Genomic DNA, 22819 nt, shown 5'->3' on the forward strand with positions numbered 1-22819 from the left:
TAGATATTTTGGGAAATCTACAACTAATTAGAAGGAAGGGCTACAATGAAATCTCTTTGGAGAGGGTATCTAAATACATCACTTATTGTGAAAATAACCGTCGCTCTTGTACTTGGGATTGCGGTCGGATTGATATTCGGAAAGGATGCATCAGCCCTTTCCCCCCTTGGCGATATATTGATTCGCTTGCTGAAATTTCTTATCATCCCTCTTATCCTGTTTACATTGATGGTCGGCGTGAATCAGACCAATGTTAGCAAACTCAGCCGAATGGGTGGAAAAACGTTCTTATTTTATTTATTCTCATCAGCATTAGCGATTGTGGTAGGAATTGCCGTTGCAAGTATTTTCAACCCGGGAACAGGCATGACCCTCGATACGACGGAGGAATTCGAAGTACCGGAAAATCCGGGGGTGACCAGTGTACTTCTGAACATCATTCCGGAGAATATCGTCACTGCGTTCACGGAAATGAACCTTCTGGGAATCATCTTTACCGCCCTTGTGTTTGGTATTTCCATATCCTATTTAAGATCATCAATGGAACATCACGAACTGGGTGAACAGGTCTATAAAGTCGTGAACGGATTAAACGAAGCGACCTTAGCCATCATGAAGGTAATCCTTCAATATGTCCCGATCGGTATCTTTGCGATCATGGCAGTTACTGTCGGAAAACAGGGGTTAGACACATTGTTATCATTAGGAAATATGATTTTGGTGCTTTACCTTGCATTGTTTGTCCAAATTGCCATCTATATTGTCGCCTTGCTCATATTCAAGATTAGTCCCGGCAGGTTCTTTGCCCAGGCACGGACACCGATGATCACAGCATTTGTGACCCAGAGCAGCTCGGGTACCCTGCCTCTAACATTAAACGCCGCAAAAAATCTTGGTCTGCCTAAAAGCTTATATGGATTCAGCTTACCACTTGGTGCCACGATCAATATGGATGGCGCTGCGATCCGGATCGCCGTTTCGTCTGTTTTCGCTGCTAACGTAATCGGTAACCCATTAAGCCTGACTGATATGCTGGTCGTTGTCCTCGTAGGAACTCTGGCTTCAATTGGAACAGCCGGTGTTCCCGGTGCAGGTATCATCATGATTGCCACTGTTTTCGCCCAGCTCGGGTTACCGATGGAAACCGTCGCTCTGCTAACGGCGATTGATGCCCTAGTTGGAATGGGTTGTACGGCTCTTAATGTGACGGGAGATTTGGTTGGTACGTCGATTATTGATAAGACGGAAAATGGAGACAATCAGGAAGCCGCTTCCGTATAAATATCGAATAAATAGAGGCTGGGACATAAGTTTTTTAGCCTACGTCAAACCCGAACAAACCTGCTTCTTTGTGTGCAGATTTGTTCGGGTTTATTATTTATTTTCGAAATTTGATTTTAGCTGTTTCCAGCGGTTGATTGGAGTGCAAGACGAAGACTCCTGCGGGAAGAGTAGCTTATGTGAGACCCCGCAGGCTTGCCGAGGAGGCTCACGGGCTACCCGCGGAAAGCGTAGTCTTGCACGGAAATCATTAGCGGTATGAAGAACCTACACTTCCATTGTTCGTCTTTTTATCGTGGTTTTTTAGTCCCAGCCTCTTTATTTAAGGACGGGATTTCCATTCCATTAAGACGGCCATTAATTTCCCGTGCTCTTTTTCTCCCTTAACGGCAAACCTTAACCACCTTCCATCCAACCCTTTGAAATTATGGGTATGGCGGCTCACAATACCATTCTCCAACAGAAAACGAAATAACTCGGTTTGATCGTTAAGATCTGGATCCTTTAAGAGATAAAAGTTCGTCTGACTTGGTGAGTAGTCAAATTGGGATTGGTCGAAAAATGCAAACAGCTTCTCCCTCTCCCTTTTCACCATGTATTGAGTATGTTGAATGAAATCTGTGTCCTCTAAGAGTGTTTCCCCTACTTTTTGAGCGATTCCGTTCACACTCCAATGAACTTGATAGTTTCCCAGTTCCTTCACGACTGTCTCACCAGCCATTAGAAAACCCAAGCGGATCCCAGGAATGCTAAACATTTTCGTCATGCTTCTTAACACCATTAGATTTGAGTATTCCTTTACCAGATGGGCTGCCGTCACCTCTTCCAAAGGAAAATCATAAAATGCTTCATCCACAATCACATAACAATGTTCTTTATGAGCTTCCTTAACAATCTCTTTTATCTTTGAAGCTGAATATAACACACCAGTCGGATTGGTCGGATTACATAAAAAGACAGCATCCACCTTTGAAAGATACGCTGCCAACTTTTTTGAATCAAGATCCCAGTCGTCCTCTTCCAGAAGTAGGTGATGAATGGTGCAGTCATTGATTTGACAAGCCTTCTCGTATTCTGAAAAGGTGGGATGAATGATGAGAACATTCGAGTGGGCCATCCATCTCCCAATAAGATGGATCAGTTCAGCACCACCATTCCCTATGAGAATCTCTTCTTCCCCCACCCCTTCTTTACGGGCAATTTTTCTTCGTAAGGATGCAGAGTGAGGATCCGGATACGTCACGATATCCCCTAATAGATCCTGCCATATCTTTTTTAAACGATCTGGCGGACCGCTGGAGTTAATATTTGCACTTAAGTCGACGATTTGATCAGGCATCGAAATATCCATTGCTCTATATGTATATTGCGGATTCGATCCATGTTCTGGTAATTCCAATAAAAACTCCCCCTATCCAAAGAATCATGATAAAAACGAAACATGCTTTCTGCATTCGCCTAATGGTTGCAGGGATATGATTCCGTTCTAATTCAAAAACCTTTCTCCCCATTTTTTCTCGATGGGAAACCATCCCTTTATACGTGTTGAGGCCGCCCAGTTGAACCCCTAGACTCACCGCCACTGCCGCTTCTCCCCAGCCGCTGTTTGGACTAGGGTGTTTCTTGGCATCTTCCAGTAGAATTCGAAATCCTTCTTTGTAAGTGAAATATTCAGGGCGTATACAGAAAAATAAGATGAATCCTGTGATTCTACTCGGAATCCAATTCAGGACGTCATCCAGCTTGGCTGATGCCCACCCAAAGTCTATGTACCTCTTATTCTTGTATCCCACCATAGAATCGCACGTATTCACACATCTGTACACGATGGCTAGAGGGGCACCGCCAATCAATGCCCAAAACAAAGGAGCTGTTATCCCATCACTTGTATTTTCCGCAACGGTTTCAACAGTCCCTCTTACAATTTCACTTTCATTTAAGTATTCTGTATCTCTGCCCACGATATATGAAAGCTTTTCCCTTGCTGTTTTCAAATCGTTTTCTTCAAGTGGTTGCAATACTTCTAAAGCAGCCAATCTAAGGCTCTTTTGGGAGATGGTCGTCGTGATGACGATGGCTTCTACCAAGATCCCTAAGATTGTATGCATAGAATAACTTGCCCAAATGAGGCAAGAGGTAAGAATAAACGCCGCCACTACCAATATCGATACCATCACTATACCTTTCCTTTTTAGAAACCTTCCTTTATTCAACCAGCGATCTAAACGAGAAATCGCCTTTCCCATCCACTTAACAGGATGAGGCCAGTGGGGCGGATCTCCAATCCATAGGTCCAGCAAATAGGCGATTGTTATAGCAAACAAGTGATGAATCATCAGGTACCCACCCTTTTCTTATACTTGGAAATCGCGTGGATGGTGCACTCATAAACTCCTTTACTAATCCTTTTTCCCAAGGGGGTAATCGTTCCTGCGTATTCCAGAAGAACTCCCTCTTCAGTGCTCGCGATTAATATACTGTCAGTAGAGGTACCCGTTGCTCCACTCCCTGTAACGGGATCTTTCACATTATGAGCTGCAAGTGCTTTCACCTTGGCTTCTGTTGCAGTCATAATCCCTTGGATGCTTGCGGCCTCCGATACTCTCCCATTGATGAACACCCAGATGTTAATCGTACCGGGTGAATGATCAAACGAATGACGGTCACTCATACTTGCATCAACGGCATTGCCGACTCCTGCTGTAACGACAATGAATATAGAAAATGTTTCCTCCTCATAAAACCCCCAGCACACATCTTCCAATTGAACAGCCGTCATCATCCCGACCGTTTCTTCTTTTTTTGCACCTATTTGCTGGAGATAATCTTGCATCTCTTCATGATGGTTATCATTATTGTAGTTTTTTGATACATGGCGATTAACAAACGTTTTATACCAGCCTGTTCCGGCATTGGTGACGCCTGAGGATATTGTTTTGAGTGGGCGTGATGATTGGAGGATGATTTGATTCTTGGAGCAGGTTAGTAAGTGGTGGTTGATGATTTCTCTCTTCATAAGTTACCTCTCCTTTAAACTAACTATACTATTATATCAATTTTGTCATTTACCTTCTAATACCAATCTCATAATCTTGACTTAATACACTCTCCAATGAAAAACACGACAAAAAGAGCTAACTCTTTCATTCCGAAGTTAGCTCTTTCATCATCACATTATGCACCAAGGAAAAATGCCCCATATAGCAATGCAGCACCTATTACGTATGCTGGACTCACTTTCCATTTTTCAAGTAGAAAATAACTGCACACTGCAATCAATCCAGTTTGAAAAATTCCAATGCCCTCATAAGCACTGGTAAAGAAACCAATCGTCATGACCCCTAACAATACTGCAATTGTCGGACGAACCAAATTTGTCATCTTTTTCACTCTAGGGGAATCCTTATTTTTCATTAATAAACCGAGTAACATAATCATTAAGATTAATGAAGGGGCAACTGTTGCAAACACACCGACTATTGCCCCTGGCACCCCGCCTTGCTGGTAACCTATATAACCGGCCATCTTTGTAGCTATAGGTCCCGGCAAAGCATTTCCTAACGCCAAAACTTCACTGAACTCACTTACCGTCAGCCACTCATAATGATCAACCACTTCATTTTCCACCAATGGTATTGATGCCGGCCCCCCTCCATATCCCAATACTCCGGGAATGAAGAAAGCCAAGAAAATTTGAATATAAATCATGATGCTTTCACCTGCTTTTCCTGACCTGGATTTCGTGACAGAAGGGCAAATCCTAGTAAAGCACCAATCACGATAGCCGGGTGAACTCCTAAGACGGAAAGTAATAGAACACTCACTGCCAGCAGAATGATGGTTATTTTCCAGCCCATACTATTTTGAGACTTTTTGACAAACCCCCACGTTAATACACCCAGCATAACGCCGACTACAGGAACTACTGCACTGGCCATCCCCTGTACCCAATTCTTATCTTTATAAGTATTTAGAACAGTCAGCAATAAAACCATCAAAACAATAGTTGGAATGATGGTGGCCAACACGGCATTAATCATCCCTAAGTAGCCACCGACCCGAAATCCGATATACCCCGCCATCTTGGTTGCAATCGGACCAGGCAATGCATTCCCAAGAGCCAAAACATCGGAGAAATCATCATCGTTCATCCATTTATATTTTTCCACTACTTCTTTGTGAACAAGAGGAATGGAGGAAGGTCCTCCTCCAAATCCCAACATACCTACTCGAAAAAAAGCGAGAAATAAATGCCATTGTTTCATGATGTCACCCCCTCTTCCATTCGATCAATCACCATTCATCACCAAGCCGAAATGGCCCCATCGGTCCGTGACTCTGTACCTCCCATTAGAACTCCCGATGTCGGATTTCTCCAAATGATCTGGCCTCTTCCGAAAGATCCGTGATCTGTCGCTACTTGAATATGATGTCCCCTCCTGGCCAATGCCTGGGCAATGTGATTGGGGAAATTGGGCTCAACCAGAACTTCTTTATCCTTTAACCATTGCCACCTTGGTGCATCCAAAGCAGCTTGTGGATTTAAATGAAAATCAATCGTATTCATCACTACTTGGAAATGTCCCTGAGGTTGCATATATCCACCCATCACACCAAATGGACCAATTGCCTCTTCTCCTTTTGTCAAGAATCCAGGAATGATCGTATGATATGTTTTCTTTCCGGGCTTTAGTGCATTGGGATGATCAGGATCTAAAGAGAAATCATGCCCCCTGTTCTGCATGGAAATACCGGTACCCGGAATCACAATACCTGATCCAAATCCCATATAGTTACTTTGAATGAAGGAAACCATATTCCCCTCATCATCAGCAGCAGCCAGGTAGACCGTACCGCCTTTTTGGGGCTGAAATTCTTTTGGAGTGATCGCGTCTTGTTCAATCATTTCCCGTCTTGAGCGTGCGTATCCTTCAGATAACAAATGTTCCACAGAAATCGGCATTTCTTTTTCTTCTGTGATAAATGCTTTTCCATCGGTAAAGGCAAGCTTCATGGATTCGATTTGTTTGTGATATGTATCAACTGCGTCTTTTTCTGATAAATTGAAGCCTTTCACGATATTTAGTCCCATCAAGGTAACCAGCCCTTGACCGTTAGGAGGAATCTCCCAAACATCATAACCTTTGTAGTTTGTTGATATCGGGGTCACCCATTCCGCTTTATATTCTGAAAGATCTTCCTTGGATAAGTAACCACCACACCTCTCGACATAGGAAGAAATCTTTTCCGCGAGCTCTCCCCTATAGAAACTCTCTCCATTTGACTCTGCAATCAACCTGAGAGTCGCGGCGTGACCCGGTGATGTCCATATCTCTCCAATAAGAGGTGCTCTCTGATCGGGCGCAAATGTATCGAACCAGGGCTGAAATTTTTTATCATCTTTAAATAATTCCCTGAATTTCTTATAGGCCAATCCCCAATACTTCCCAAGTACAGGACTGATTGGATACCCTTCTTCAGCATATCGAATCGCTGGTACCAGCACCTCATTTAATGGAAGCTTACCAAATTTGCTTGATAGCTCTGCCCATGCTGAAGGGGCACCTGGAACGGTTATAGGGACAGCTCCATGCACAGGCATCCCTTCATGCCCTTTCCTTTTAACATCTTCAATGGAAATACTTTTTGGAGAAGGTCCGCTTGCATTCAAACCATGAAGTTCCCCTTTTACCCACACCAGGGCAAATGCATCACCACCAATTCCATTTGATGTAGGTTCAACTACTGTCAGCGCAGCCGCAGTGGCAATCGCAGCATCTATCGCATTTCCGCCTTTTTGTAATATCTCCAATCCTGCCTGAGACGCAAGTGGCTGAGAAGTAGCAACCATTCCTTTCTTTGCAAAAACGGTATTACGTATTGAAGAATACGGTTGATATAAATGATCCATCTTCATAGTAGTTCACTTCCTTTTTCGACATGATGACATGCTACATAATGTTGATCTCCCATATCACGCCAAACTGGCTTCTTTTGCTTACATATCTCTGTAGCAATCGGACAGCGTGTATGGAATGTACATCCCGAAGGAGGATTTGCAGGATTTGGGATTTCCCCTTCCAACCGGACCCTCTTCCGATTCCTCTCGATCGAAGGACGGGGAATAGATGACAAGAGAGCCTTCGTATAAGGGTGCAATGGGTTTTCGTAAAGCTGTTTGGCAGATGCCAATTCAGCCGTATTTCCTAAGTACATCACCATTACCCGATTACAAAAATAACGTACCACTCCCAGATCATGAGAGATGAATAAATAGGTTAAACCGTATTTTGACTGAAGAGTCTTTAACAGTTTCAGAACTTGTGCCTGCACGGATACATCGAGTGCAGAAACTGCTTCATCACAAATAATGACAGAAGGATTCAATGCTATGGCACGAGCGATCCCTATTCTTTGGCGCTGGCCCCCGCTGAACTCATGTGGATATCGGTCATAATGTTCTTCCTTGAGGCCCACCTCTTTAAGCAGGTCGATTACTTTCTCTCTTCTATCTTTGCTGGACAGCTTGGTATGCATGATAAAAACTTCTTCAAGGGCATCTCCTATTCGCTGTCTTGGATTCAGTGAAGCATATGGATCCTGAAAAATCATTTGCATTTGTTTCTTGAAGGGAAGTCGGTTACGATCGGATAAATGCTGAAGCTCCTGTCCCCGAAAGATCACTTTTCCTTCAGTCACAGATTCTAGCCCTAGTACGGCTCTGCCTAATGTAGATTTACCACACCCGGATTCCCCGACAACACCTAAACTCTCACCCTCAAACATTTCTAAACTGACATCCTCTACTGCTTTCACTTGACCTTGAACTCTTTTGAGTAATCCCCCATTGATAGGGTAGTATTTTTTCACACTTTCTAACTTAAGTATGGACTTTTTGACGGTTGTCGGCACCTTCGTCTACCTCCTGTAGCCAGCATTTCACTCTGTGGTCTCCTTGCAATTCAAAATCATCCGGAACTTGAACGACACACTTCTCCATTGCATAAGGACACCGGGGATGAAAACGACACCCGTTGATTTCTTCATTAATATTTGGAAGTGAACCAGGGATTGCCTCAAGTTCAAAATCGGGTTCATCCAAATTGGGTACAGATTTCAACAATCCCTTGGTATAGGGATGCTGGGGATTTTCAAAAATGGATTCTACTGATCCCTCCTCTACTTTTTCCCCTGCATACATGACCATTACTCGATCCGCTACTTCTGCCACAACCCCCATATCATGTGTGATCATCATAACGCCCATGCCAAGCTTATCTTTCAAATCTTGGATTAAATCAAGGATTTGAGCTTGAATGGTCACGTCCAAGGCAGTAGTCGGTTCGTCCGCAATGAGTAATTGGGGGTGACAGGCGAGTGAAATGGCAATCATGACTCTCTGCCTCATTCCTCCACTTAACTCATGAGGATACTGTTTCATTCTTTTTTCAGGATAAGGGATCCCTACTTGCTTCAATAACTCAATCCCTTGTTTATGAGCATTTGATTTATTTAGCTTATGATGTAAAATGAGCGGTTCTCTCAATTGATACCCGATTGTCAAAACCGGGTTCAGCGCCGTCATAGGCTCCTGGAAAATCATTGATATATCCTTACCGCGAATCTTTCTAAGTTCCTCTGCAGATAATTGGGTTATATTCCGATCCTTGAAATCAATACTGCCTTCCTTGATGAATCCATTGCTTGGAAGCAGCCCCATCACGGATAAAGAGGTAATGCTTTTTCCGCACCCTGACTCTCCTACGACACAAAGGGTCTCTCCTTTTTTTATAGAGAATGATACTCCCCGGACAGCCGACACATCACCATCTGCCGTCCGAAAAGCTGTGACTAAGTTCTTTACAGATAATAGTTCTGTTGTCATCCTTACCCCTACTCTCTGTAAACGTTGTATAACGACCATTGACCAGTCGGATCTAATTTAAGACCTTTTACAGATTGATCCGTTGCTGCCGTTACCACTCCATGATTCATGACGATGACCGGTGCATCCTTAACGAGTAATTTATTCGCTTCATCCAGTTTCTCGGCACGTACATTTTGATCAACATTTTCTCTCGATTCATTAACGAGTTTATCGAATTCAGGATTACTGTATCGAACACGATTGGATGATCCTACATTATCTGAATGAAAGTTTGGATACAATAGCTCACTTCCATCTGACGTTGTATTAGACCAGCCGAGGAACGTCATGTCATATTTCCCATCACGCGCTGTATCTAAGAATGTTCCCCATTCCATTGTCTCAATGGATACTTTCAAGCCTGCTTCCTGTAACTGCGATTGGGCAATTTCTGCCATCAGCATATAACTATCACGATTCGCCACTAATATCGTAAGCTCTTTTTCTTCAAAGTTATTCTTTTTCACCAGTTCTTTCGCTTTTTCAAGATCGTGTTGATACCCTCCTTCGTTTGCTGACTCATCATAACCGAATACCTTAGGACCGATTACACTGTTCCCTTCAATGCCAAGTCCATTCAACTTTTTCACGTAGGCTTCACGATCGAGTGCATAAGCCACCGCTTGGCGAAACTCGGGATTGTTCATCGGCTCTTTTTCCATATTGAATCCCATATAGTATACAGGGGTCCCTTCCTGCTTCGATACCTCTACATTCTTTATAGACTCTACACGTTGTAATTGTTCGGTAGGAATAGCATCAATAAATTGAACCTTTCCTGTTTGAAGCATAGAAATCGCCGTTGTCACTTCTGGTACCACTTTGAAAACGACTTTCTTAAGCTTAGGTGCATCCTGCCAATACTCTTCATTTTTCTCGATTACAACCTGATCTCCCGGTGTCCAACTTACGAATTTAAAGGGGCCGGTTCCTACAGGTTCTTTCATTAAATCTTGAGATTCATCCGCTGCCGGACTGACAATTGATGAATTTGTATGTGACAATGCTGCCAATAATGGTCCATATGGATATTTCGTTTTAATTTCAACCGTATAGTCATCCACAACATTCACTGACTCAATGGGCTCCAATAGTGACGCACGGGGTGCAGCTGTTTCAGGGTCCATAAATTTATCGAATGTGTATTTAACTGCTTTTGCATTAAAGTCCGTTCCATCATGAAATTTAATATTTTCTTTTAGTGTAATAACCCAAGTTTTATCGTCTGGTGTTTCATATGATTCAGCAAGCAAAGGCTCCATTTCCATCGTCTCTGGATTTCTCGTGAAAAGTGTTTCATAGACTTGTTCAATGACGTTAGAGGAAACCGAATCGTTTGTTAATATAGGTGAAAGCCCCACTACATCGGAAGTTGTCGCATACGTTAACTCCTGAGAGACTTCCCCGCTACTTTTTTCACCACCTCCACTTGAATTGCTTGAACATGCCGTCATGAAAACTACCAATAATCCTACCAATACGATAAGCCACTTCTTCATCTTACATCCCCCTCTATTTTTATTGATTCAGATCCATGTTTGGATCAAGTGCATCTCTTAAACCATCTCCGACTACATTAAATGCAAATACGATCAGCATGATGGCAACCCCCGGTACGATCGTCATATGTGGTGACGTCCACATAAAATTCTGTCCTTGGGCAATCATTGCTCCCCATTCAGGGGTCGGTGGCTGAGCACCCAATCCCAGATAGCTAAGGGCAGCGGTTGATAGGATAGCGGTTGCCATTCTCATGGTTGCGAATACAATGATGGGGGCCATACAGTTAGGTAGAATATGTTTCACCAAGATCCGCAAATCACTGGCTCCCAGTGATTTCATCGCTTGAATGTACTCTTGCTTTTTTACGGATAATACAGATCCTCTTACGATACGTGCGCAAGTTGGGATGGACCAAATACTAATTGCAATCGCCACATTCACTAAACTCGTTCCAAGAACGGCAATGATCAGCATAGCTAGCAGGATACCCGGGAAAGCAAAGAGTAGATCCACAATCCTCATGATGAATCCATCCAGTTTACGGTAATAACCTGACAGGAGACCGAGCGTTACGCCCCCAATCAGCCCCAGACTTACAGCAGTGATCCCAACTACAAGGGAGATTCTCGCTCCAAAGACAATCCTGCTCCACATATCGCGGCCATAGTTATCCGTTCCCAGCCAGTGTCCTTCCGAGAATAGAGGTAATTCACTTGCCGCTAAATCTTGTTTAAGCGGCCCGTGGCTAGTAATCAATGGTGCTGCTATAGCCAGAAAAATTTGGAGGGTTATAATAATCAACCCTATTACGGCTAATTTATTTTTCAATAAACGTTTTACGGTTGTTATCAGATACTTTTCCTTTTTCTTCAATTGAGCGGAGCTTCTTACAGAGTTATTCGTCACCACTTCAGCAGCCATTTTTTCTTTCCTCCCTTCTATTAATCGTAGCTAATTCGTGGATCTATAAAGACATAAATAATATCAACTAACAAATTCACAAGAACAAAGAGCGTTGCCACTAATAAAACGGAACCTTGAACCATTGGAAAGTCCCTGGCTGCTATCGCATCAATCATTAATCTTCCCACACCGTTGATGGCGAAGACCTGCTCCGTAATAATCGTTCCGCCAAGGAGGAAACCAAAATTCAATCCAATTACAGTAATGACAGGAATCATCGAATTTTTAAGGGCGTGGATCCAAATGATTGTTTTTTCTTTTAATCCTTTTGCCCTGGCTGTACGTATGTAGTCTGCCCGAATGACTTCAAGCATTGAGGAACGGCTCATCCTCGCAATCATTGCGGCCGACCCTGTGCCCAATGTAATAGCTGGAAGAATCAGCTGTTTCATCCCTTCTATCGTCCCAAAAGGAGCATCCAGCCCTCCGACTGGTAAGACCTGCAAATTTACTGCAAATACCAGAATCAGAATTGTTCCAAGCCAGAAGTTCGGTATGGAAATACCTGCTAAAGCCACAACCGTGCTCGAAACATCCAACCAGGAATTTTGTTTCAATGCTGAAATAATTCCAGCGATGAGTCCGATCACTACTGCTACGATCATGCTCGCAATAGCGAGATTCAACGTATTAGGAAACCTGACTGCAATCGCTTCGGATACGGATTGCTTTGTTTGATAGGAATAACCAAAATCACCTTGAAATACCCCTTTCAGATAATCCCAATATTGAACCAAGAATGGATCATTCAGACCGAGATTATCGCGGATGGCTGCAATATCAGATTCTGAAGCAGTTGGTCCTCCGATAATGGATGCTGGATCTCCTGGTGCGATATGCATACTGCCGAAAACCAGGAACGAAATACCGATGAGTAAAAGTAAAAGCTCAAAAAACCTTCGTGTTATAAGTGCTGCCAAAATCTTCAACCTCCTTTTCCTTAGTTTTTCCTTTTACAGTCCACTTACGTTTGTTAGGTCAAAATCAATATTAACTTAACAAACGTAGTTAATTTTATGTTATTGACGATTATATCGGATGCCGAAAGGAAAATCCACACATTTTTTCTAAAAAAATTATATATTTTGAATTTTTAGCTTTTATTGGCGTTTTTCAAAAGAAACCAAAAAAAAGAGCTTACCAAAATGATGGTTAAGCCCTTTTTCCTATAATTTAAGTCCACTTCTACTTTTGAATCTTCTTAGTAGAATGTGACTTTCTACTCTGGAAATGCCCTCCAGAGAATACAGTTCATTATTCACAAACTTCTCTAACGCTGTAAAATCTTCGACAAGTACGTGCATATGTAATGTGCTTGGCCCTGTCATTTGATAGCAACTTGCTACACTTGGATTATCGGCTAAGGTTTGAGCGACTTCCACTAAATAAGCTGGCTCACAATCTACTTCAAAGAAAGCCGATACCTGTTTTCCAACTTTTTCAGAATTTATTACCACACTAAATCGCTCTATGACCCCATTTTCCATTAACTGATGTACCCTTTCCCTGACAGATACTCGTGAAAGATTCAACTCTTTCCCAATATCAGCGTAAGAAAGACGTCCATTTTCAGTTAACAACTGTAAAATTTTACGATCAATGTCATCAATCTTCATCACATCACCTCACAAATCAAACATAAAGTATTTTAACAAAGTAAATTCATTATAACGATAAACCAGTTTTGAGAAAAGGGAGTATCAGAATTCCCCGAAAGATTATGAAGGGTATTTCATCACGTTCCTTTAGTCCTTAATCCAGATTAAAAAAAAGATTAATTTCCTCTGAATAAACAGAAGGACCTCCTACTAAAGGAAGTCCTTCTAACTATAGTATCTTTCTCTAAGAGGAGGTTTTCTTGAATTTTCACGAAACCTGATGATGCTCCCATCCTGAAGACTCATCGGCAAAAATGATTCCCAACTCGTGATGATCACCTTCATAGAGGGCTCCCTGCGTAAAGCGGTTTTCCCCGTTTGTCCCAAGCACCTCAAGTTTACAGTAAGCGCCGTTCTTTTGAAGGGCTTCATAAAATGCTCTTTCCGTATTCACTTCCACTCCATTTACTTTCAGGACGATTTCTCCTACTTGAAGCGTCAGTTTCTTTGCAGGAGAACCAGGTAGAATTCCAAGAATCATGACTCCCTTAGACTGTCTTTTAAAGAAGTATGGCTTAGAATCCTCAGCACTTCGGTAGCGATAAGAAATCCATGCCCGTCCTCCCATTGCCACAACAGCTGCCCCGATTGAAAACATAGGAGCCCAGAATCCTGTTACAGCCAGTGTCAATACGAATGCACCAAGCCAGAATACCCTGTATCCCGTATGCTTAATCGCAACTTCAGGCAAGGTGCTTTTAACAAGCTGCTGAAAACCAAGTAGAAAAGGCACACAAAGGAGAGAATACGTCTCTGTCCCCAATGTAAACACCGGCCACCATTCAAATGGAAGGGTCAATGTCCCGGTAGGAATCAGCACAAACATCGGCACAAGCCACAGTTTCTTCCCTTGATGGGCACCTACTTTCAGTCCACGTGCACTTTTAAGAAGACGGGGTGAAGTATGCTTCCACCCGTTCAATCGAATCAGGCTTCCTTCAATCATTGTCAATATACCAAGAAGCACGACGATGGAGCTCAGCAGCCCTAAATTCAAGTTATCTACATATGTATTCACATAAGGGATATCCCACTGAAAATAATCCACCGCAATCAGGATAAAATACGAAAACCCTACCGTCATGGTCGCAGACATGAGGTGAAAACAACTCGTTAATGCAAACAGGATGGATACCAACCCTATTAGCATAATTCCGGCGAAAGGAATCACAACCCCTGCTCCCACTGTAACGACAGAAAAAAGCAATCCAAGTACAACTCCATATGAAAATAAAACTCGCGTATCATGATATCCGTCCAGCAATCTCGTATTAAAGTCTCTTCGTTCTCTTTTGACACGATAATAGCCTGTCATGATAGCGAAAAACACAGACAAATATAAAACAGGATGAAGAAATAACTTTCCAAATCCCTTCAAGACCTCCAGCAACCAAATCTCAACCAATGATCCGTCACCACCTTTTTCAAGAAAATTTGCATTATCTACTATTTTATCAAAAGAATCCATTAAAACCTATTGCAATTTTATTTGATAGTTTTACGATTCGATTTCATTTCCGACAGTATTCTGCATATTTTCCCGGGAAATGATGTCGGATAGACAGGAATAACAAGTGAATATGTGTGATTTTTCAAAATAAAAATTGGGAGCCAACCATCATGATGGTTGGCTCCCAATTTATTAATGCTGTGCTGTTCTTTCAATATATTCTAAAGCCGCCTGCAGCTGTAGGTCATTCTTCTCATTCTTTACCGCTTCAAAGATTTCTTCCTGTAACTTTTCCGCTGTTACAGTATCAATGATCCCTGTAACATCAATGCTCTCCTGACTTTGGAAATCCTTTACGGCCTTTTCTGTTTTCTTACTGAAATATCCATCCACGCGGTCAATGGAGAATCCAAGTCCTTGAAGCATTTCCTGGGCGTTTTGAATCTGTTCATTGTTCATCCCTTCTTGAAGGGGCTTTTCAATTTGAAGCGGATGGGCATAGAAATAGGACGGCTGTCTGACAGGGATATCCGGTTTGATTCCCTTTTTATGAATCCAGTTTCCATTTGGCGTCAGCCACTTGAACATCGTCAGCTTGATATTGCTTCCATCTCCCATTGGAACGGCTTGTTGTACCGTGCCCTTTCCAAAACTCTTCGTTCCGATGAGTGGATACCCTTCCGCTTCTTTTAGTGCACCAGCGAGAATTTCAGAGGCAGAAGCACTTCCTTCATCAATTAACACCACCACAGGGTACGCTTTTCTTGCTTCGCTATTTGAGAAGGATTTCATCACTTCCCCGCTGCGTTCCTGAATTTGCACATACGGCTTTTTCTCTGTTACGAACTCTTTGAGGATTTCTTCCACACTTGAAAGGAGACCTCCTGGATTCCCTCTCACATCAAGGACCAATCCTTCTACCTTTTTCTTCTCAAGTTCTCCTAATTGCTTTTTAAAATCAACGGCTGTATTTTCTGAGAAAGTAGTAATCTGGATGTATCCTGTTTTCTTTCCATTAACTTCCTTCACATCAGAGATGACCGTCTCGACAGGAATCTCATCACGTTTCACAGATACTTTGATGGGATCCGTCAGTCCTTCTCGCGTAATCTCCAATTGAACCTCAGTACCCTTTTTCCCTCTGATTTTCAAGGTAGCTTCGTATAGGTCAAGTCCTTCGATGCTATTTCCGTCTACTTTAATGATCCGGTCATTCGGTTTCAACCCCGCTTCTTCCGCAGGAGAATTTTTAAAAGGAGCGACAATGATCAGCTTTCCGTCCATGATCGTGACTTCTGCTCCGATTCCTTCAAAAGAAGAATCCAAAGCGTCATTAAATTGCGATGCCGTTTCGGCATTCATGTAAACGGAATAAGGGTCATCCAGAGTCTTCAGCATTCCCTGAATCGCACCTTCCACCAGCTGTCCTTTATCCACATCCTGAAAGAACTTGTCACTAATCAAGTCGTAGGCTACTTCTACTTTGTGTAGCTTGTCATTAAGCTCGCCTTTTCCGTCAAACTGAGCAAGCTCGTCCCCATCCTTGCCCGTCCATTCCAAGCCGCCATACATTCCTCCAGCACCGATCAGCATACTGATGATGATTGTGATTATGAGCTTTCTGCCCGTCCACTCCATATATTCCCCTCCAGCTTGTTGTTGGTCTTTGTATAGATAAGAGTGGCGCGACTAAGAGCCTTTCTTATCCAACGAAATAGACACCACACAAAAACGCGCTAAGGCGGTGCGGTGTCTTTGCTTATCTAACTATATGCCGGAGGGGGACGAGTTATGATAAGGCGATCCTTATTTTATTCCAGTAAAAACTCTTTGAACGTGATGGTTTTGAAGGTGAGAAGCAATGATTCCTCCCCACTTTTCAAATTCCACCAGGAACCCGTCATGACCAAAGGCGGTAGAGATAAAGTAATGTTCACTCTTTGGTACAAGATGTGTAAACTCTTTTAGATACCCAGGTGAATAAATTAAATCTCCTTCATAACTGATCGAAATCAGTTCGCACTGGTAGTTTCTCGCTACCTCTTCTGTTCCTCCTCTTCCCCTTCCGATATCATGTGAGTTCATCGCATTCAGCAAGGTAAGGTAGCTGTTTGGGTCAAACCGCTTTCCTAATTTCTTTCCTTGGTAATCGAGATAGCTTTCGACATTGAAGAGTTCGTTTTGCTTTTCACGCTGGAAACGATGGTCGAACAGTTCCTGTGTCCGGTACGTGACCATTCCAACCATTCTGGCAATCTCTAACCCTTTTAAAATGGAGCCTGGTGGATAATACCCCTTTTGAAACTCAGGGTCCTTTTCAATCGCTGTGATTCCGATGTGATTAAAGGCGAGACCGTAATCATTTAAGGCAGGAGTGACGGCAAGGGCGAACACTTTATTTATAAAGGCAGGATAGAGGGCTCCCCATTCTAAGGCCTGCATCCCTCCCAGTGAGCCTCCGATGACCGCTTCCATGTGGTCGATTGAAAGTTGTTGGAGTGCTTTATATTGGGCATGGACCATGTCCCTTATCGTAATACCAGGGAAGTCCGGACCGTAACGCTCTCCCGTATGTTGATTGGTGGACGCCGGTCCCGTACTTCCTTCACATCCTCCTAATACATTAAAGGCAATCACATTAAAATGTTCGGTATCAATATACGACCCCCGACCAATCAGTCCGTCCCACCAGCCGCGGTCTTCACTCGTCCCCTTTACGATATGGGTCCCGGTGAGAGCATGGCAAACCAGGATGGTCGGTCCTTCTTTGTTTCCTGTTCGTTCATACGTAAGATCTACATTTTTCAACGTGGTGCCGGACTCTAATGTTAGGGATGGGATGGTAATGGAGCTAACTTCATATGTGTATAGCTTCTCCATTCCTCCACCTCCTTTTTTGATGTTGTGGCGGGGTGATCAGGATTCCACTCCGGATACCCCCGCGTATAAAACAGTTGATTTTGTACTGTTTTTTGGATAATTGCCATTATGGGAGTTGAGAATTCGTCGTTAAGTCTATCGTCATGAATTCAGATTTTCATTCGAGGGGACTGCGAGCAACCTGTTCGCTGATATATTGGGAATTTCGCTGATAAAAGCCCGATTTCGCTGATATATTCGAAATTCCGCTGATAAAATCAAATTTCCGCTGATATCTCCCTTACATAGTCCCTGGATGGCCTATAAATAGTATCCAAAATCCACTTTTTCACCCTGTAATTTGATTTCAATTACGATTTTAGGGTTAGTTTCCCCAGTTTCTATCATACCCGTGATGTTTCCAACGCCACTTCAATGGCATGATCCAAGTCCTCGATCAGGTCCTTCGCAGACTCTAATCCAACAGAAAGTCTCACAAGGTCCTCGGTTACCCCTGTCGCACGGATTTCCTGGTCGTTTAATTGTTGATGGGTCGTAGAAGCCGGATGGATGATCAGCGATTTCGCATCCCCTACATTGGCAACATGAGACCAAAGGGAAATGTTATCGACTACTTTCCGTCCTGAATCTCTACCACCTTTAATTCCGAAGACGACGATGGATCCCGCTCCATTTTTCAAGTATTTTTGAGCAAGTTGATGAGACGGATGCTGCGGCAGCCCAGGGTAAGATACCCAAGCGACACCATTATGCTGATCTAAATGCTCCGCAATCTTCAAGGCATTCTCTGTGTGACGTTCGATGCGAAGATGCAGCGTTTCTAATCCCTGCAGCAGCAGGAATGCGTTCTGTGGACTTAAGCACGCTCCCAAGTCACGAAGCAGCTGCACTCTTAATTTTGTAATGAAGGCTGCCGGCCCTACATCCTGTGCATAACGCAGTCCGTTATAGCTACGGTCCTCTTCCGTGAAGCCCGGGAATTTTTCATGATTCCAATCAAACTTCCCTCCGTCAATGACGACTCCCCCGATTGCTGTACCATGACCGCCAATCCATTTTGTTGCAGAGTGGATGACGATATCAGCTCCATACTCGATCGGCTTACATACATATGGAGTGGCAAAAGTATTATCGATGATCAGTGGGATGTGATGGTCATGAGCCACTTTTGCTACCTCTTCAATATCAAGCACATGTAGACTTGGATTTCCGATCGTCTCAGCGAATACAGCCTTCGTTTTTGGCGTAATCGCTTTACGGAAATTTTCCGGGTCAGTCGGATCTACAAAATGAACCTTGATTCCGTATTTCGGAAGGGTGGTCGAGAATAAATTATAGGTTCCACCGTAAAGATTGGTAGCTGCTACAATTTCATCACCTGCTCCGGCGATATTTAAGATTGATAGTGAGATAGCGGCCATTCCCGATGAAACACCTAGTGCTCCGATTCCACCTTCTAAAAGAGCGAGGCGCTTTTCCAACACGTCTACAGTTGGGTTCATGATTCGGGTATAAATGTTTCCCGGTTCTTCAAGTGCAAATAATTTTGCTGCATGATCACTGTTATCGAAAACGTAAGATGTCGTTTGATAAATCGGCACTGCCCTCGAACCTGTAGATGGATCCGGCTCCTGGCCACCGTGAAGTAAAAGTGTGTCGAAATCGAATGATTTTGTCATTGATAATTCCTCCTAAATGGTTTTGGTGTTTGGGTTTCCGTTTTGCGGTTGGATGTTTTGGACGTTTGCCTGTTAAAGTTTGTTGGAATTTTGACTGTTGAATTCGGAATTGACTGTTAAAATAATTCGTTTTTTTATCAGTTAAATACCGACCTATTCTCTCATGTTAAATTTCGGCCAAAATTCCCCTGTTGAACTCAGAAACTGAAAAATCGAAGAAGTATATTTTCCTAAGAAGATGGAAGAGGAAAAAATAAAAAACCCTCTTCCTAAGAAGAGGGTCTAATTTAATAGGGTCCTCCTCTTATCTTTCAGGCAGATCGCCTGCAGGAATTAGCACCTTTTCATGTGACGCATTACTGCGTACATGAAGGTTGCCGGGTTTCATCGGGCCTAGTCCCTCCACCTCTCTGGATAAGAGCATGTAGTTGTCAATGTGAAAATTCTTGCGTTGAGATGAATTATAAGGGGTAACCGACCTCAACGTCAAGAGTATTTTTAGAATTTTTACATTATTTAATTTTTAATAGAGGCTGTAATCGCTTCGTTAAATTGAACGACGATGTCTTCCCCATCTTCAATACCTATCGATATGCGTACGACATGTGTATTTATTCCGAGTTTTTCCTGCGCATCCTTCGGTAGAGCACGATGAGACGTTCCTAATGGATAAGAAACCGTTGTCTCTACACCTGCAAGGGAAGGGATGATTTTAATCCATCCAAGTGATTTGAAGAATGTGCTTATATCACATGTGTTGGATAGCTCGATTGTTACGATTGCGCCATTTCCTTTATCCGATAGATCGGTTGGGTAATAGACTCCTTTCACATAATCATTTGATCGAAGGTCTGCCGCAAGAACTTCTGCATTTCTTGCTTGGGTTCCCATACGAAGAGCCAGTGTTTTCGCTCCACGGCAAGTCAGCCACGCTTCAAATGGACTCAAATTTGACCCGATGTTGACAACTTTCTCTCTCGCTTTTTGAACAAGCTCTTCTTTTCCCACGACGACACCTGCTGTGATATCACTGTGTCCTCCGATATACTTCGTGGCACTGTGAGCGACAAGGTCGACCCCTTCCAAGAAAGGCTGGCGCAGAAACGGTGTGGCAAATGTGTTGTCGATCATTGTTTTCAGGTTGTGTTTTTCAGCGAAGTCAACCATTTTCGGGATATCTTCCACTCGCATAAACGGGTTTGTTACGGTCTCACTGAAAAGGAGTTTGGTTTGTGGAGTAATGGCTTCCTCTAATTCTTCCACACTTGTAAAATCAACGAATGAAGTTGAAATACCGAATGATTTCAGCTCTTCTTTCAGCATATGGAACGTACCGCCGTATAAATCCTCGGCGGCAATGATATGATCGCCTGATTGCACAACAGCGAGGATTCCAACAAGGATGGCCGATAATCCAGAAGAAGTCGCGACACCTGCTGGAGCTCCTTCCAAGTCTGCTACCATCTTACCAAGCTCGTCTGTATTTGGATTTCCCGTTCTCGTATAGAGATAGGGGGATTTCCCTTCATAGAAACCCTCCAACTCTTCTAAAGAGGTAAAAGAAAAGGCAGATGTTTGGTAAATCGGAGTCGCTTTACTGCGGATTTCCTCAGTCCCTTTTAACTGACTATGTACGACCTTCGTTGTGAACTTCATCTCTGTCATCCTTCCTGAATCTATGTATTTTTAAAAGTGTATCATATTCAGAAGATTGTGAGGAGTAAGATGTATTCCAAGGCATAAAAAAACACCTGCCCCATTGCAACAGGTGCTCGCCGATTCCGTTTATTGAACGTTATTTAAACATCCGATCAAGCGATTTTCAATATCCGATGCCAGGCTTTTCAGTTCATCGTTATCCACCATTTTGATCAGCTTGCTTGGTTTTGCCATACCAATCTTGGTTGTACCGCTTTCTGTGTATACCGTCACTTTGCAAGGCAGGAAGTAGCTTACGAGCATGCTTTCTTCCAGCACTTTCTTCGCTTCGTGAGGATTACACACCTCTAATACGACTACCTCTTCATTGAAATCATGGGCCTTATCCTGCAGTTCTGAGCAAGATCAAGATTCCATAACACGCCAAAGCTTTCATCTTTCAAGGCAGTTTCTACTGCTTCCACCGCTTCTTTCACACTTATTGAAACTTCCTTTGTGTAATGAAACATGTTCACATCTACACCTTTATCTTTCTCTGAGTCTATATTCTGTTAATACCTCACAGTGTATCAGGTCAAACATCCCTATTTAGAGGTCCGTCCCTCTCGATTATTCCATTCCTTCAACCATTTGACCCATCATGTCTTCGTTCATGGGGCCGACGATTTTGTGTTGGATGATGCCTTTGGTGTCGATCATGTATGTGGTCGGGATGGTGAACGCCCGGTATTCGTCTCCGATTTCTCCCTTTTCATCCATCGGAATGGGGAAGGTGAGTTCGTAGCCGTCGACAAATTGATGGACGGCCTTTTCCCCATCGTCCATGGAGGTCAGGTTGACGGCAAGGATTTCAACGTTTTCTTTCTCCGCATTCTCTTCGTAGTAACTCTGCATATGGGGCATTTCCGCTTTACATGGCGGACACCAGGTAGCCCAAAAGTTCAAGATCACTTTTTTACCTTGATAATCTGAAAGCTTTACATCTTCACCATCTAAAGTGGTTAATTCAAAATCCGGAGCGCGGTCCCCTTTTGCGAGCCCCTGCTCTGCATTAGAAAGATCCATGGATTCATTGGCTAATTGAGCGGCCTCTTCCCTTGCCTTCTTTTCCTGCTGATCCTGAAAAAAGTTCGCTAAGAAGATGCCAATCAGAAGCGCAACGATGGCCAATGCAAAATTTCGTTTATTCATTCTGTTTCCTCCTTACGTTTAAAAGAAAGATGAGATAAGTCATCATGATCAAATACGTCCAGGCGGTGACGGTCAATTCAAATCCTCCAATGAAGGCACTTAGAAATAACTGGACCAAAGTAAACATAACCAATAACTGTCCTGCCCAGATATCGCCGCCGGGATCACTTGCTTTTTTTATAAAAAAGTCAAGGATTAATAGATTGAGCACAACTTGGATACCAGCTAAAAGATAATGGTGATGAAGCATATGAAGGAAAGCTTCTAAGACAAGAACTGTGACCATCCATGAAATGATGATAGTAGCCGGATAATCTACTTTCTTAACAAATATGTAAGTTAGAGCTGCTATCAGTCCTAACCAGTACCCAATGACTCCTCCATGAAAATAGAGGATTGTAATGGGATGCTCCATAACCGTTTGAAAGTCAACCACTATCACACTCAGCTTCCAAACGAGTAAAAAACTAAAAATACTATTCGAATACCAGTCGCTCGCCTTTCTATTCCAAAAATAGAGGAACAAGAAAGTGAGTATGAACGAAGCGATAATGGCTCCCCAAGAAGCCGGAAATGTGAAGGAGCCTATGGTGTGCCATCGTTCAGTCATAGGCATTCCCCTCCCTTC

22 protein-coding genes and 1 riboswitch are annotated in these 22819 nt (G+C 43.1%); of the genes, 1 reads left to right on the plus strand and 21 read right to left on the minus strand.

Annotation, left to right across the window (positions count from 1 at the left end; all coding sequences use genetic code 11):
- Positions 1–45: 45 nt before the first annotated feature.
- The gene (locus ACYH0O_RS21915) at positions 46–1281 is read left to right on the plus strand and encodes a dicarboxylate/amino acid:cation symporter (RefSeq protein ID WP_482630319.1); all 1236 of its coding nucleotides are present in this window, start codon (positions 46–48) and stop codon (positions 1279–1281) included.
- A 322-nt stretch (positions 1282–1603) separates the two neighbouring features.
- Here the strand turns inward: ACYH0O_RS21915 and cobD are convergent, their stop codons facing one another.
- The 21 genes from cobD to ACYH0O_RS22020 all read right to left on the minus strand — a co-directional run bounded on the left by cobD (position 1604) and on the right by ACYH0O_RS22020 (position 22801).
- Positions 1604–2680 (minus strand): threonine-phosphate decarboxylase CobD, encoded by a 1077-nt coding sequence (gene cobD / locus ACYH0O_RS21920; protein ID WP_482630320.1) that lies wholly within the window; start codon positions 2678–2680, stop codon positions 1604–1606.
- Positions 2637–3617, minus strand: a complete 981-nt coding sequence (gene cbiB / locus ACYH0O_RS21925) for an adenosylcobinamide-phosphate synthase CbiB (RefSeq protein WP_482630321.1) — start codon at positions 3615–3617, stop codon at positions 2637–2639. Before cbiB ends, cobD begins: the two co-directional genes overlap by 44 nt.
- Positions 3617–4297: an adenosylcobinamide amidohydrolase gene (locus ACYH0O_RS21930; RefSeq protein WP_482630322.1), complete on the minus strand. Its 681-nt coding sequence runs from the start codon at positions 4295–4297 to the stop codon at positions 3617–3619. The genes cbiB and ACYH0O_RS21930 overlap by 1 nt, the downstream gene beginning before the upstream one ends.
- A gap of 158 nt (positions 4298–4455) precedes the next feature.
- Complete coding sequence (locus ACYH0O_RS21935) at positions 4456–4989, minus strand: chromate transporter (protein WP_482630323.1); 534 nt, start codon at positions 4987–4989, stop codon at positions 4456–4458.
- Positions 4986–5546, minus strand: a complete 561-nt coding sequence (locus tag ACYH0O_RS21940; protein WP_482630324.1) for a chromate transporter — start codon at positions 5544–5546, stop codon at positions 4986–4988. The genes ACYH0O_RS21935 and ACYH0O_RS21940 overlap by 4 nt, the downstream gene beginning before the upstream one ends.
- 38 nt (positions 5547–5584) lie before the next feature.
- Positions 5585–7198 (minus strand): gamma-glutamyltransferase family protein, encoded by a 1614-nt coding sequence (locus tag ACYH0O_RS21945; RefSeq protein ID WP_482630325.1) that lies wholly within the window; start codon positions 7196–7198, stop codon positions 5585–5587.
- Positions 7195–8193 (minus strand): ABC transporter ATP-binding protein, encoded by a 999-nt coding sequence (locus tag ACYH0O_RS21950; RefSeq protein ID WP_482630326.1) that lies wholly within the window; start codon positions 8191–8193, stop codon positions 7195–7197. The genes ACYH0O_RS21945 and ACYH0O_RS21950 overlap by 4 nt, the downstream gene beginning before the upstream one ends.
- Positions 8162–9166, minus strand: coding sequence for an ABC transporter ATP-binding protein (locus tag ACYH0O_RS21955; protein WP_482630327.1), 1005 nt, complete (start codon positions 9164–9166; stop codon positions 8162–8164). The genes ACYH0O_RS21950 and ACYH0O_RS21955 overlap by 32 nt, the downstream gene beginning before the upstream one ends.
- A gap of 8 nt (positions 9167–9174) precedes the next feature.
- Positions 9175–10707: a glutathione ABC transporter substrate-binding protein gene (locus ACYH0O_RS21960; protein WP_482630328.1), complete on the minus strand. Its 1533-nt coding sequence runs from the start codon at positions 10705–10707 to the stop codon at positions 9175–9177.
- A 19-nt stretch (positions 10708–10726) separates the two neighbouring features.
- The gene (locus ACYH0O_RS21965) at positions 10727–11632 is read right to left on the minus strand and encodes an ABC transporter permease (RefSeq protein ID WP_482630329.1); all 906 of its coding nucleotides are present in this window, start codon (positions 11630–11632) and stop codon (positions 10727–10729) included.
- Between the two features lie 20 nt (positions 11633–11652).
- Positions 11653–12594, minus strand: coding sequence for a nickel ABC transporter permease (gene nikB, locus ACYH0O_RS21970; protein ID WP_482630330.1), 942 nt, complete (start codon positions 12592–12594; stop codon positions 11653–11655).
- Positions 12595–12840: 246 nt separating this feature from the next.
- The gene (locus tag ACYH0O_RS21975) at positions 12841–13290 is read right to left on the minus strand and encodes an Lrp/AsnC family transcriptional regulator (RefSeq protein ID WP_148970246.1); all 450 of its coding nucleotides are present in this window, start codon (positions 13288–13290) and stop codon (positions 12841–12843) included.
- A gap of 250 nt (positions 13291–13540) precedes the next feature.
- The gene (locus ACYH0O_RS21980; protein WP_482630331.1) at positions 13541–14737 is read right to left on the minus strand and encodes a PDZ domain-containing protein; all 1197 of its coding nucleotides are present in this window, start codon (positions 14735–14737) and stop codon (positions 13541–13543) included.
- A gap of 237 nt (positions 14738–14974) precedes the next feature.
- On the minus strand, positions 14975–16420 hold the full coding sequence (locus tag ACYH0O_RS21985) for a S41 family peptidase (RefSeq protein WP_482630332.1): 1446 nt from the start codon (positions 16418–16420) through the stop codon (positions 14975–14977).
- A gap of 168 nt (positions 16421–16588) precedes the next feature.
- A complete protein-coding gene (gene metX, locus ACYH0O_RS21990) occupies positions 16589–17662 on the minus strand; it encodes a homoserine O-acetyltransferase MetX (RefSeq protein ID WP_482630333.1) in 1074 nt (357 codons plus the stop codon).
- 383 nt (positions 17663–18045) lie between these two features.
- A complete protein-coding gene (locus ACYH0O_RS21995; RefSeq protein ID WP_482630334.1) occupies positions 18046–19341 on the minus strand; it encodes an O-acetylhomoserine aminocarboxypropyltransferase/cysteine synthase family protein in 1296 nt (431 codons plus the stop codon).
- A gap of 301 nt (positions 19342–19642) precedes the next feature.
- A riboswitch (SAM riboswitch) is annotated at positions 19643–19762 on the minus strand.
- Between the two features lie 95 nt (positions 19763–19857).
- Positions 19858–20997 carry a trans-sulfuration enzyme family protein gene (locus ACYH0O_RS22000; RefSeq protein ID WP_482630335.1) on the minus strand — a complete coding sequence of 380 codons (1140 nt, stop codon included), beginning with the start codon at positions 20995–20997 and terminating at the stop codon, positions 19858–19860.
- A 129-nt stretch (positions 20998–21126) separates the two neighbouring features.
- Positions 21127–21345 (minus strand): DUF302 domain-containing protein, encoded by a 219-nt coding sequence (locus ACYH0O_RS22005; protein WP_482630336.1) that lies wholly within the window; start codon positions 21343–21345, stop codon positions 21127–21129.
- Between the two features lie 11 nt (positions 21346–21356).
- Positions 21357–21509 carry a hypothetical protein gene (locus tag ACYH0O_RS22010; RefSeq protein WP_482630337.1) on the minus strand — a complete coding sequence of 51 codons (153 nt, stop codon included), beginning with the start codon at positions 21507–21509 and terminating at the stop codon, positions 21357–21359.
- A gap of 100 nt (positions 21510–21609) precedes the next feature.
- Complete coding sequence (locus ACYH0O_RS22015; RefSeq protein ID WP_482630338.1) at positions 21610–22191, minus strand: redoxin domain-containing protein; 582 nt, start codon at positions 22189–22191, stop codon at positions 21610–21612.
- Positions 22184–22801 (minus strand): hypothetical protein, encoded by a 618-nt coding sequence (locus ACYH0O_RS22020; protein WP_482630339.1) that lies wholly within the window; start codon positions 22799–22801, stop codon positions 22184–22186. The genes ACYH0O_RS22015 and ACYH0O_RS22020 overlap by 8 nt, the downstream gene beginning before the upstream one ends.
- Positions 22802–22819: the final 18 nt, after the last annotated feature.

The organism is Rossellomorea sp. H136 (genome assembly GCF_056838065.1).